Below are 13,127 nucleotides of genomic sequence, written 5' to 3' on the forward strand. Positions count from 1 at the left end.
CTCAAGCACTGGCTGCGCAAGGCTGCCAAGCGGACGGTCGAGACCGTCTGTGACGCCATCGGCCAAATCCTCAAAATTGTCTCTTCAAACGAATGCCAAAATTACTTCATCGAGGCCGGATATGCCCAACCTAAATTCATCCCGCTCTAGGATGACGAAGTCGTGGAGGCCCGCGACAAATTGTCGAGTCGCAGCAAGATATGCCGCCGCCTAAGCCCCCTTCGCCATTTCCCGCAGCCGAAACTTCTGGATCTTCCCCGTCGACGTCTTCGGGATCTCCGCAAAAATCACCGCCTTCGGCACCTTGAAGCGGGCGAGCAAGGCGCGGCAGTGCTCGATGATCTCGGCCTCGCTCGCCGCTTTGCCGGGCTTCAGCTCGACATAGGCGACCGGAACCTCGCCCCATTTGTCGTCGGCCCTGGCAACGACACCGCAGGACGCTACGGACGGGTGCTTGTAGAGCGCATCCTCGACCTCGATCGACGAAATATTCTCGCCGCCGGAGATGATGATGTCCTTGGAGCGGTCCTTGAGCTGGATGTAGCCGTCAGGGTGCATGACACCGAGGTCGCCGGAATGGAACCAGCCGCCGGCAAAGGCCTCGTCGGTTGCCTTCCTGTTTTTCAGATAGCCCTTCATGACGATGTTGCCGCGGAACATGACCTCGCCGATGGTCTCGCCGTCGGCCGGTGTCTCCTGCATTGTTTCCGGGTCCATGACCGTCAGGCCTTCGAGTGCGGCATAGCGCACGCCTTGCCTGGCCTTCTTCTGCGCCTTCGCTCCCTTGTCGAGATCGTCCCACGCGCCATGCCATTCGTTGACGACCGCCGGGCCATAGGTCTCGGTCAGGCCATAGAGATGGGTGACGGCAAAGCCGGCATCGGCCATGCCCGACAGCACCGCTTCCGGCGGTGGTGCGGCCGCGGTGTTGAAGGTGACGGTCTGCGGGAAGTGGCGTTTGTCCTCATCCCTGGCGTTGATCAACACCGACATGACGACCGGCGCGCCACAAAGGTGGGTGACGCCGTGATCGGCGATGGCATCGTAGATCGGCTTCGGCCGCACCCAGCGCAGGCAGACATGGGTGCCGGCCTGGACGGCGAGCGTCCACGGAAAACACCAGCCATTGCAGTGGAACATCGGCAGCGTCCAGAGATAGACGGCGTGCTTGGCCATGCCGGCATGGATTGTGTTGGTGTAGGCCATCAGGGCGGCGCCGCGATGATGATAGACGACGCCCTTCGGATTGCCGGTCGTGCCTGAGGTGTAGTTGAGCGAGATGGCGTCCCATTCGTCGTCGGGCATCGACCAGGCATAGTTCTCGTCGCCGCCGGCGACGAAATCCTCATAGTCGATCGAGCCGATGCGCTCGCCCTTCGGATAGGGTGCGTCGGCGGCATAGTCGGGATCATCATAGTCGATGACCAGCGGCTTGACCTTTGCCAGCGCCAGCGCCTGTTTGACGACGGCGGCAAATTCGCGGTCGACGATCAGCACCTTGGTCTCGGCATGGTCGATCTGGAAGGCGATGACGGCGGCGTCGAGGCGGGTGTTGAGCGAATGCAGCACCGCCTTGGTCATCGGCACGCCGAAATGCGCCTCCAGCATTGGCGGCGTGTTGGACAGCATGACGGTTACTGTATCGCCCTTGCCGATGCCGCGCTTCGACAGCGCCGAGGCGAGCTTCAGCGAGCGTCGCCAGAAGTCGCGATAGGTGATGCGCTGGCTGCCATGGATGATGGCGACATGGTCGGGATAGGTCCTTGCCGCCCGCTCCAGATAGGTGAGCGGCGTCAGCGGCTGGTGGTTGGCGGCGTTCTTGCCGAGATCCTGATCGTAGGGATTGCCCATCCCGTCCTCCCCGAATGTTCTTTTGAGAACTTCTAACCACAGGTTCCCGCCACGTCACCATCGGCGATTCCCGACCGGGCACATTTGGCGCAATGATTATCCAGATTCGACGGGCAAGAAGGCATCGTGTACCCATGTCAGTTTGACTTTTGTCGAGAGCCGTGAATAATGTCAGCCGAGGAGACGGCATGGCGATCCGACCGGCAGAACAGCTAATCCACAAGGCCGCCTGGCTCTATTATGCCCATGGCCTGCGCCAGGACCAGGTCGCAAGCCAGCTTAACATTTCCCGCGCCTCGGTCGCCATGTATCTGCGCAAGGCGCGCGAGACCGGCATCGTCAACATCTCGACCTCGACGCAGCTGTTCACCGACGATGTGCTGGCGCGCCAGCTCGAGGACGCACTCAAGCTCGATGCGGTCTGGATCGCACCAGAGAACGACTATGTCCTCGATCCATCGACCGACATTGCAGTGCTGGCGGCGAGCGTCTTTCTCGAACTGGTCAAGAAGGGCGACCGCATCGGCGTCGCCTGGGGCCGCACCGTCTACACCATCGCCGACGTCATGTCCTATGCCGATCTGCAGGACGTCACTGTGGTGCAGCTCTGCGGCAATCTCGGCGCGCCCTATTCCTACCGTCCCGACCAGTGCACGATGGAGATCGCCCGCCGACTCAACGCCAAGGGCCTGAATTTCTACGCGCCGCTGGTGCTGACGACGGAATTGCTGGCGCATGGGCTGCGCGCCGAGCCGGTGATCCGCGAGCAATTGGCCGATATCGGCAATTGCGATCTCGCGCTCTATTCGGTCGGCACCGTCGACGCCGACAGCCATGTCGTCAAATGCGGCGCGCTAAGCCCCGGCGAGATGGGGGTGTTGCGCGAGGCGGGTGCCGCCGGCGTCATCGCCGGCCAGATCATCGACGCCGGCGGCAAGGCGCTCGATTGCAGCTATAACCGCCGCGTCATCTCAGCCTCGCTGTCGTCGCTGCGCCAAATCGAAAAGCGCCTGATGGTGGTGCAGGAGGACAGCAAGTTCGAACCGCTGTTGGCCGCACTCGCCGGCGGGCTCTGCACGCATCTGGTGGTCGGCGCGCGCATGGCGCAGCGGCTGCTCGACCATGCTGGAGCCAGTGCGGGGGCAAAAAAGGCTTCCTGACAAACGAAATCCTGCAGCCGGCGCATTGTCATCAAGGCGTCGTGGCATTCCTGTTCACAGCAACATCAAAGACAGCAAAGCGGACATAGCGACATGAAGAACCTTTGGAATGATGGCGAGGCGGAAAAGCTCGTTGCCGACTATGCGAAAAAGGGCGTTGCCCGCGACCTCGCGCTGCGCGTCTACACCACCCGGCTGCTCGGCGGCGAGCCGCGGCTCGTGCTGCATGGTGGCGGCAACACCTCCTGCAAGACCAAGGCGACCGACCTCGTCGGCGACGAGTGGGATGTGCTGTGCGTCAAGGGCAGCGGCTGGGACATGGGCGTCATCGAGCCGCAAGGACTGCCGGCGGTGAAGATGGGCGCGCTCTTGAAAGCGCGTGCGCTGGACAGCCTGTCCGACGAGGACATGGTGGCGCTGCAGCGGGCAAACCTGATCGATCCCGCCTCGCCCAACCCTTCGGTCGAGACGCTGCTGCACGCCTTCCTGCCACACAAATTCGTCGACCACACCCATTCGACCGCGATCCTGGCCATCGTCGACCAGGAAGACAGCAAGGCGCTGATCAAGACGGTGTTCGGCGACAGAATGGGCTACGTGCCCTACATCAAGCCGGGCTTCGACCTCGCCAAGGTGGCGGCCGACGTTTACGACGCTGACCCCAGTGTCGAAGGCCTGATCCTCGACAAGCACGGCATCTTCACCTTCGGCGACGACGCGAAGCAGGCCTATGACCGGATGATCCGCTATGTGAACGTGGCGGAAGACTACGTCACCAAGCACGGCAAGCCGAAGCCAGCGAAAGCCGCACTGCCGGCCAAGCTCGCAACGCCGGCTGCCATCGCACCGACGCTGCGTGGCGCCGTGGCGGTGTCGCGTGGCGAAGGCCGCTTCGATCGCATGATCAGCGATTTCCGCACCTCGGACGCGATCGTCGATTTCATCAACTCGGCCGGCATTGCAGACTACGCCGCGCGCGGTGTGTCGACCCCCGATCTGTCGATCCGCATCAAGACCGGGCCGATGGCGGTGCCGGCGCCGGACGCCGACAAGGCCGGCGACTACAAGGCCGTCATCAAGAGCCATGTCGACGCCTTCGCCAAGGAGTATCGCGCCTATTTCGAAACCAATGACGCGCTGGACGATGTCAAGCGCACCATGCTCGACCCGATGCCGCGGCTGACGCTGGTGCCGGGCCTCGGCATGTTCGGCCATGGCCGCACGCTGAAGGATGCGAAGATCGCGTCCGATGTCGGCGAGATGTGGATCGAGGCGGTGCGCGGCGCCGAGGCCGTAGGCAGCTTCCATCCGCTGTCCAAGGCCGACCTGTTCCCGCTCGAATACTGGTCGCTGGAGCAAGCCAAGCTTGCCTCGAACAAGCCGAAGCCGCTGACCGGCCAGGTGGTGCTGATCACCGGCGGCGCCGGCGCGATTGGCGCAGCGACGGCCAAGCTTTTCGCCGCCAACGGCGCACATGCGGTCGTCGTCGATCTCGACGCGGCAAAGGCTGCAGAAGCTGCCAAGGCGGCCGGCAACAATTCGATCGGCGTCGGCGCCGACATCACCAACCCAGCCGAGATGCGCGCGGCCTTCGACAAGGCGGTCGCCGTCTATGGCGGCATCGACATTCTGGTCTCCAACGCCGGCGCCGCCTGGGAAGGCCGCATCGGTGAACTCGACGATGCCCTGCTGCGCAAGAGCTTTGAGCTCAACTTCTTCGCCCACCAGTCGGCGGCGCAAAACGCCGTGCGCATCATGCTGGAACAGGGCACCGGCGGTGTGCTGCTGTTCAACACCTCCAAGCAGGCGGTCAATCCCGGCCCGAAATTCGGTGCCTATGGCGTGCCGAAGGCGGCGACGCTGTTCCTGTCCAGGCAGTATGCGCTGGATTACGGCGCGCACGGCATCCGCTCGAACGCCGTCAATGCCGACCGCATCCGCTCCGGCCTGTTGACCGACGCCATGATCGCCAGCCGCTCCGGCGCGCGCGGCGTGTCGGAGAAGGAATACATGTCCGGCAATCTACTGGGACAGGAAGTGACGGCCGACGACGTGGCGCAAGCCTTCCTTCATCACGCGCTGGCCGAGCGCACCACCGCCGATGTGACGACGGTGGACGGCGGCAACATCGCGGCGGCTCTGCGTTGAATATGAACTGGAGCGGTTCATCGTTTCACCAAACGGCGAACCGCTCCACCTTCCGGTCTTGACGGACGCGGAAAACCGCTTTCGCACATCGTGTTGAAAAACTGCTTGAGCCGGTCAAAATCCCACTCCAATCCTTTGCTTATTGCTTAGCCAGTTTAAGGGGCATCTCGTGTTTCGGATGCGAGCTCCAATCCTGGCCCTTGGTGGAGTTATAGATGGCAGCGAAAAGACTTCGTATCGGCGTGCTCTTCGGCGGACGCTCCGCCGAACATGAGGTTTCGCTGCTATCGGCAACCAATGTCATGCGTTCGCTGGAGCCGGCGAAATACGACGCCGTTCCCATCTTCGTCACCCGCGAAGGCCAATGGCTGCTAAGCCAATTCAAGGACGGCGCGCTGGCGACGCCGTCTGACGGCACGCAGCTCTGCCTGGTGCCCGGAGGACAAGGACGGATGCTGGCGATCCCCGCCAAGGACGCACCGCACGACCTGCCTGATATCGATATCCTGTTTCCCGTCCTGCACGGACTGCATGGCGAGGACGGCGCCGTGCAGGGGCTGGCCGAGGTGGCGCGCGTGCCGCTCGCCGGCTGCGGCATCCTCGGCTCGGCCGCCGCGCTCGACAAGGATGTCGCCAAGCGACTGCTGAAGGCGGCCGGCGTGCCTGTCGCGCGCTCGGTGACGATCGAGGAGGGTGCAGTCCCTCCGCTCATGGCGCTTGAAGACCAACTCGGGCTGCCACTGTTCATCAAGCCGGCACGGCAGGGCTCGTCTGTCGGCGTCGCCAAGGTCAACGGCAGTCAGGAATTCGAGCGGGCGCTGGCAGATGCCTTCCAACATGATCGCAAGCTGCTGGCGGAGGAATTCATTCGCGGCCGAGAGATTGAATTCAGCGTTCTGGAGAGCCCTGACGGCGAGCTCTTCGTCTCCCGTCCGGGCGAGATCGTGCCGGCGGAAAGCCACGGCTTCTACAACTACAATGCCAAATACGTCGACGAGAATGGCGCGGCATTGATGGTGCCGGCGCAGCTGCCGCCGGAGGTCGAGGCCGCCATGCGCGACATGGCGGCAAAGGCGTTCAGGGCCGTCGGCTGCGACGCGATGGCGCGCGTCGACTTTTTCCTGATGCCGGACATGACGTTCGTGATCAACGAACTCAACACCATCCCCGGCTTCACCGACATCAGCATGTACGCCAAGGCGATGGCGGCAAGCGGCGTCAGCTATGCCGAAGTCATCTGCCGGCTGGTGGCGCACGGACTGGCACGCGCCAAGCGGACATGATGAAGGTATAAGCACCCTCGCCAACTCGATAGCGCGGCCACGAACGCGCGCTAATCTCTCAAACGTCGGCGCTGCCCCTCACCTGCCTGCCGGCATCCTCTCCCCGTAGAGTGACGGGGAGAGGGGCGCTGTCATCGCGGGTTTCGCCAATCACCGGCGTTGCAAGAAAGGCGCCGGCGTCGCGGCCAGTTCCCTTCTCCCCGTCACTATACGGGGAGAAGGTGCCGGCACGCCGATGAGGGGCGGCGCCGACTTCGATAGTCAACAGCCTTGCTTTGCGATCCGAAAGCTTTCGCTGACCCGAACGTTACTTCGCGTTCGGGTTGGGCATCCAGGCCGGCATGGCGACATCGGCATGGGCGAATTGCGGCAGCTTGGCCGACAGGTCTTCCATGTTCTTGATGTCCTTGTCGATCAAGTCTTTCTGGGTGATCAGCGTCGGCGGCACGATGACGTTGTGGCCGGGGTCCTCACCGGCGAGCAGCTGTGCCAGAGCACGCACCGAGACCTGGCCGACGACGGCCGGGTTGGTGGCGGCGGTGGCGGCCCAGGCGCTGTCGGTTTCGCGCATCGCTGATATGTCCGAGGTCGAGATGTCGGCCGAATAGATCTTGATATTCTTGTTCAACCCCGCCTCGTCGACGGCGATCTTCACACCCTTGGCGAATTCGTCATAAGGCGCGAACATCACATTGATATCGGGATGCGCCTGCAATACCGAGCGCGCCTGGTTGGCGACCGAGTTGGCGATCGGATTGTCGAGCGTGCCGAACATCGCGACTTCCTTGATGCCGGCATACTTCTTCTTGACGTCGACCCAGGTCTCGTTGCGGCGGTCGAGCGGGGCGATGCCGGCGACATAGACGTAGCCGGCGTTCCAGCTCTCGCTATTGTCCTTGACCGCCTGTTCGAGCGCGAGCCTCGCAAGGTCCTTGTCGGACTGTTCGACTTGCGGGATTTTCGGGTTTTCGACATTGACGTCGAAGGCGACAACTTTGATGCCGGCATCGACCGCGCGCTGGGCGGCGTCCTTCATCGATTCCGTCAGGCCGTGCTGGATGATGATGCCCTGCACGCCAAGCGCGATGGCCTGGTCGACCATGTCGGACTGAAGGGCGGCATCCTGGCGGCTGTCGAGCACGCGCAAATCGATGCCGAGCGCCTTCGACTGCGCCTCGACGCCCGAGAGATAGGCCTGGAAGAAATCGCCGGTCGAGAGATAGCGCACCAGCGCGATCTTGACGCCCGGCTTGTCGAACGGCGCCGGCTTGTCGGCGGCAAACGCCGGGACCTGCATCAGCATTGTTGCACCGGCGAGCCCGAGTGCGGCCTTCCCCAGAAGTCTTCTTGTGATGTTCACTTTGTTTCCTCCACTTGTTGAACCCAAAACTGTTCCGGCAGCCGTTCTATCTCCTGCCCCGGCCGGAAAGGGCGAAGGTGAAGACAAGGGCGACGACGAGAACCACGCCCTTGACGAAATCCTGCGTGTAGTAAGGCGCGTTCATCATCGTCAGGCCTTGCAGCAAGATGCCGACGAACAGCGCGCCGACGGCGGTGCCGAAGGCGTTCGGCTTGGCGGCGCCGAGCACCGCGTAGCCGATCAGCGCCGCGGCAACCGCATCGAGCAGCAGATTATTACCCGAGGCTATGTCGCCGCGTCCAAGCCGTGCGGCGAGCAAAATACCGCCGATCGAGGCAAAAACTCCTGAAATGACGTAGGCCCAGATTTTGTATGCCTTGACAGGCGCGCCGGCGAGTTCGGCGGCGCGTTCATTGGAGCCGACGGCATACATCATGCGGCCGAAACGCGTGTATTCGAGGAAGAACCAGATCAGCACGGCAAGCACGATGAGCACGACCACCGATACCGGAATGAGGTTCGGAATGAAGAAGTCGAAGCGGTGGCGGCCAAGCGCCAGGAAGGCGTCGGCGAATTTGCCGTTGGCGACGGAGCCGTCAGGCATGGTCATGCCGGTGGCAATGGAGCGGCCTTCGGTCGGGATGCGCTGCAGGCCGACGAGCAGGAACATCATGCCGAGCGTCGCCAGGAGATCGGGCACGCGCATATAGACGATCAGCCAGCCATTGATCAGGCCGACAATGGCGCCAATGAGCAGACAGACGACGACGGCGACAACGACGTTCTGCTCCAGCACGACCATGACATAGGCCGCCGCCATCATGGCCGATGTGGCGACCGACCCGATCGACAGGTCGAAGCCGCCGACAACCAGCGTGGCGGTGACGCCGAGCGCCAGCACGCCGGTGATGGCGACCGACTGGAAGATGAAGACGGCACTTTGCGGCGAGACGAAACCGTCGGCGGCGATGGCGAAATACGCGATCAACCCGAACAAAAGAACAATGAAACCATAGCGGATGGCGTAGTCGCGCAACGTCATTCAGCGCCCGCCGTCTTTACCCAACTCAAACCCATGCGCTCCATTCCAATTCCCATAGTTCTTTGCTCAGGCCGCGCTGTGCAGCGGCCCGCCCGCGACCTCGGCCAGCAGGCGATCGAGATCGACATCGGCGTTGCGGTGTTCACCGACGATAGTCTGCTCCGACATCACCAGGATACGGTCGGCGGTCTCCAACGCCTCGTCGAGCTCGGTGACAAACAACAGCGTGGCGCGGCCATTGGCGCTTGCCCGCAGCTTGGCAGCAATGTCGCGCCTGGCCGAGATATCGACACCCTGGAACGGCTCGTCGAGGATGAACAGTCTCGCGTCCTGCGCCATCCAGCGCGCCACCATCACCTTCTGCTGGTTGCCGCCCGACAGCGTGGTCATTTCATCCTTCTCGGAACGGCAGACGATGCCGAGGTCCTCGATCTGGCGGCGGGCCGTGGCACGCTCGAGGCCGCGCTTGAGAACGGCAAAGCGCGACATGCGCTTATGGAAGGGAAGGCTGATGTTTTCCTGGATATTGAAGCCACCGACAATGCCGTTTTCGCCGCGGTCCTTGGCGACCAGGAACACGCCCGCCGCGATGGCCTCGCCTGTCGACACCGGCGCGTAGGGCTTGCCGTTCAAATTCATAGTGCCGGCGAGCGGCTTGCGCAGGCCGAACAGCGTCTCGGCCAGTGCGGTCTTGCCGACGCCGACGAGGCCGGTGACGGCAACGACCTCGCCATCGCCAAGCGTCAGCGAGATCGGCCGGGCGCTCGGCGCGATGCGCAGACCCTCGATGGTCAGGATCGGTTTGGCCGAATTCCTCGCTTCGATCCGGTCGAGATGGATCTTGCGGCCGAGCATGGCGTTGACCGCGCCTTCATAGTCGAGCGGCTTGGTATCGAAGACGCCGGAGACGACGCCATCGCGCATCGAGACGATGCGGTCGGCCAGCCGCCTGATATCCGACATGCGGTGCGAGATGTAGAGGATGGCGACGCCCTGCTCGCGCAGCCGATCGAGCAGCGAAAACAGCCTGTCGGCCTCGGCGCTGGACAGCGACGAGGTCGGCTCGTCGAGGGTCAGCACTTTCGGCTGGTGCGCCATGGCGCGCGCGATCGCCACCATTTGGCGGTCGGCCAGCGACAGAGCGCTGACGCGGGCCTTGAGATCGATGGCGAGTCCCATGCGGTCGGCGACCGCCCTCGCCTCCCGGCGCACGCGGCCAGGGTTGAACAGCAGCGGCGCGCCTTTGCCACTCAACCGGTCGAGCGTCAGATTGGTGGCGACATCGAGATCGGCAACAACGCCGTCATTGATATTCTGGTGCACGGTGACGACACCGGCGCGGATCGCCTCGGCCGGCGTGTTCGGCGCGAAGCTATCGCCGGCAAGTTGCATGGTGCCGCCGGCATGGTCGTAGACGCCGCTGATGATTTTGACGAGGGTGGATTTGCCGGCGCCGTTGGCACCCATCAGCACGGTGATCTCACCGGCATGCAATTCGAGCGAGACGCCGCCAAGCACCTCGATATGGCCGAAGGACTTCCTCAGCCCGTCCACGCGGAACACGGCATCATTGCCCATTCGTTCCTCCCTGACGATGACGCTATGGGCTACGTCGTCAATTGTCAACTCGATTGACAATTGCCAGACAGCTTCCTAGCTTGGCCCCGCTGCCATCGCTCCACTATGATCGGAGCGACCAAGCGAGAGGGTGAGGAATGACTGGGAAATTGCCGTTCGAAGCACTGTCGGTGGAGACGCTTGCAACGCGCCTCGGCGCGAATGAAGCGCTGTGCGCCAGGATTGGCAAAGGCCCCTGGAAGGTGCGCGAGGTCGGCGACGGCAACCTGAACCTCGTCTTCATCGTCGAGGGCGCCTCGGGCGCGGCCGTGGTCAAGCAGGCCCTGCCCTATGTCCGCCTGGTCGGCGACAGCTGGCCGCTGCCCTTAAAACGCTCCTTCTTCGAATATCACGCCCTGATCCGCCAGGAGGCGCGCGCGCCGGGTTCGGTTCCGGCGATCTACCATTTCGATGAGGCCCAGGCGCTGATCATCATGGAATATCTGGCGCCGCCGCACATCATCCTGCGCCGCGCCCTGATCGACGGCCGCCAGCTGCCGAACATCGCCCGCGACATCGGCCTGTTTATGGCCCGCACCTTGTTCCGCGGCTCGGATCTTTCGATGCCGACCAAGGACCGCAAGGCCGATCTGGCGCTGTTTGCCGACAATGTCGAGCTCTGCGGCATAACCGAGGACCTGGTGTTTTCCGACCCCTATTTCAACGCCAAGCTGAACCGGCACACCTCGCCGCAACTCGACGGTCTGGTCGCCGAACTGCGCGCCGACCGCGACCTTAAGGTCGAGGCGCAGCGGCTGAAGCATATCTTCGCCGCCAATGCCGAAACGCTGCTGCATGGCGATCTGCATTCGGGCTCGATCATGGTCACCGACACCGAGACAAGGATGATCGATCCGGAGTTCGCCTTCTACGGTCCGATGGCTTTTGACGTCGGCATGCTGCTCGCCAATTTCTGGATGTCCTTCTTCTCGCAACGCGGCCATGAAGAGAAGGGCAAGCGCGACGCCATGCGCACTTATCTGCTCGGAGTTACCAATGAGACATGGGCGGTGTTCCGTGCCGAGTTCTCAGCTCTGTGGCGCACCGAGCGCACCGGCATGCTCTACCAGAAAAGCCTGTTCGAGGATCAAGGCGACATCCTTGCCTCGGAGCAGGCGCTCGACCACGTGCTGCACCAGATCTGGACCGACCTGCTCGGCTTTGCCGGCATCGAGGTGCACCGGCGCATTCTCGGCCTCGCCCACAATGCCGATTTCGAAACCATTGCCGATGAGGATCTGCGCGCCAGTTGTGAGGCCAAGGCGTTGAAATTCGGACGGCACATCGCCGTCAACCGGCGCCAGATCCTAGGCATGGACGAGGTCAACACTCTGGCCACGTTGATCGAACGGGAGAGCAGGATTTGAACGTCGGCGAGCGCCACTATCGCACCATCTGGCTGAGCGACGACAAACGTTCGGTCGAGATCATCGACCAGCGCTGGCTGCCGCATGAGTTCCGGGTGGAAAGGATCGGCAGCGTTGCCGGCATCGCCACCGCGATCTGCGACATGTGGGTGCGCGGCGCGCCGCTGATCGGTGTTACCGCCGCCTATGGCGTCGCCATCCAGATGGCGGACGATCCGTCGGATGCAGCCCTCGGCGCGGTGTGGGAGACGCTGCACAAGACGAGGCCGACAGCGATCAATTTGCGCTGGGCGCTGGACGAGATGCGGCGCTCCTTGAAGCCGATCGCGCCCGAACAGCGTGCCGAGGCAGCCTACCGGCGCGCCGCCGAGATCGCCGACGAGGATGTGGGCTTAAACCGCGCCATCGGCGAGAACGGCCTGAAGATCATCAAGGAGATCGCGGCGCGCAAGAAGCCGGACGAGCCGGTCAACATCCTGACCCATTGCAATGCCGGCTGGCTGGCGACGGTCGACTACGGCACCGCGACCTCGCCGATCTATCTTGCCGTCGAGGCCGGCATTCCGGTCCATGTTTATGTCGACGAGACACGCCCGCGCAACCAGGGTGCCCAGCTGACCGCCTGGGAGATGGCCGGCCATGGCGTGCCGCACACGCTGATCGTCGACAATGCCGGCGGCCATCTGATGCAGCATGGCGAAGTCGACATGGTGATTGTCGGCACCGACCGCACGACGGCCAATGGCGATGTCTGCAACAAGATCGGCACCTACCTCAAGGCGCTCGCCGCCGCCGACAATGACGTCCCCTTCTATGTCGCCCTGCCGTCGCCCACCATCGACTGGACGGTGGGGGACGGGCTGGCCGAAATCCCGATCGAGGAACGTTCGGGCGACGAGGTGTCGCTTGTCTGGGGCAAGACGGCGGACGGCGAAATAGCGCAGGTGCGCGTGTCGCCGGAAGCGACGCCGGCGGCAAACCCGGCCTTCGATGTAACGCCGGCGCGGCTGGTGACGGGGCTGATCACCGAGCGCGGGGTGGCCAAGGCTTCGCGCGAGGGCTTGAAGGCGATGTTTCCGGAACGTGGATAATCTCCCCCCTCGTGGGGGAGATGGCCGGCAGGCCAGAGGGGGGCGCTGTCCCGCCAGCGTGTCGGCACTTGGATTGGCCCGCCAACTTTTCTGGTCCGGTGGCCTTCGCGAACGAGATAGGCCGCGATCCTTCGCCCCCCCTCTGCCCTGCCGGGCATCTCCCCCACGAGGGGGGAGATCAGCCAATCGCCAATTGACAGCCCCCTCC

General features: G+C 63.4%; 9 protein-coding genes. 5 read left to right on the forward strand and 4 right to left on the reverse strand.

The window, feature by feature from the left end:
* Positions 1 to 210 precede the first annotated feature (210 nt).
* Positions 211 to 1,851, reverse strand: a complete 1,641-nt coding sequence (locus AC04SG_RS32180) for an acyl-CoA synthetase (protein ID WP_488554305.1) — start codon at positions 1,849 to 1,851, stop codon at positions 211 to 213.
* 188 nt (positions 1,852 to 2,039) lie between these two features.
* On the opposite strand from AC04SG_RS32180, the gene AC04SG_RS32185 reads away from it, so the two are divergent.
* The 3 genes from AC04SG_RS32185 to AC04SG_RS32195 all read left to right on the forward strand — a co-directional run bounded on the left by AC04SG_RS32185 (position 2,040) and on the right by AC04SG_RS32195 (position 6,442).
* A complete protein-coding gene (locus AC04SG_RS32185) occupies positions 2,040 to 3,011 on the forward strand; it encodes a sugar-binding transcriptional regulator (RefSeq protein ID WP_488554306.1) in 972 nt (323 codons plus the stop codon).
* 93 nt (positions 3,012 to 3,104) lie between these two features.
* Positions 3,105 to 5,159: a bifunctional aldolase/short-chain dehydrogenase gene (locus tag AC04SG_RS32190; protein ID WP_488554307.1), complete on the forward strand. Its 2,055-nt coding sequence runs from the start codon at positions 3,105 to 3,107 to the stop codon at positions 5,157 to 5,159.
* 215 nt (positions 5,160 to 5,374) lie between these two features.
* Positions 5,375 to 6,442, forward strand: a complete 1,068-nt coding sequence (locus AC04SG_RS32195; RefSeq protein ID WP_488554308.1) for a D-alanine--D-alanine ligase family protein — start codon at positions 5,375 to 5,377, stop codon at positions 6,440 to 6,442.
* A 307-nt stretch (positions 6,443 to 6,749) separates the two neighbouring features.
* Here AC04SG_RS32195 and AC04SG_RS32200 read toward each other — a convergent pair whose 3' ends face one another.
* From AC04SG_RS32200 to AC04SG_RS32210, 3 genes are all read right to left on the reverse strand, one after another.
* Complete coding sequence (locus tag AC04SG_RS32200; RefSeq protein ID WP_488554309.1) at positions 6,750 to 7,802, reverse strand: substrate-binding domain-containing protein; 1,053 nt, start codon at positions 7,800 to 7,802, stop codon at positions 6,750 to 6,752.
* Between the two features lie 46 nt (positions 7,803 to 7,848).
* The gene (locus AC04SG_RS32205) at positions 7,849 to 8,844 is read right to left on the reverse strand and encodes an ABC transporter permease (protein ID WP_142869906.1); all 996 of its coding nucleotides are present in this window, start codon (positions 8,842 to 8,844) and stop codon (positions 7,849 to 7,851) included.
* A 66-nt stretch (positions 8,845 to 8,910) separates the two neighbouring features.
* A complete protein-coding gene (locus tag AC04SG_RS32210; RefSeq protein WP_488554310.1) occupies positions 8,911 to 10,422 on the reverse strand; it encodes a sugar ABC transporter ATP-binding protein in 1,512 nt (503 codons plus the stop codon).
* Positions 10,423 to 10,559: 137 nt separating this feature from the next.
* Between AC04SG_RS32210 and mtnK the strand changes: the two genes are divergently transcribed.
* Positions 10,560 to 11,828, forward strand: coding sequence for an S-methyl-5-thioribose kinase (mtnK, locus tag AC04SG_RS32215; protein ID WP_488554311.1), 1,269 nt, complete (start codon positions 10,560 to 10,562; stop codon positions 11,826 to 11,828).
* On the forward strand, positions 11,825 to 12,919 hold the full coding sequence (gene mtnA / locus AC04SG_RS32220; RefSeq protein WP_488554312.1) for an S-methyl-5-thioribose-1-phosphate isomerase: 1,095 nt from the start codon (positions 11,825 to 11,827) through the stop codon (positions 12,917 to 12,919). Before mtnK ends, mtnA begins: the two co-directional genes overlap by 4 nt.
* The last annotated feature ends 208 nt before the right edge of the window (positions 12,920 to 13,127 follow it).

Source organism: Mesorhizobium sp. CNPSo 4684, assembly GCF_057784315.1.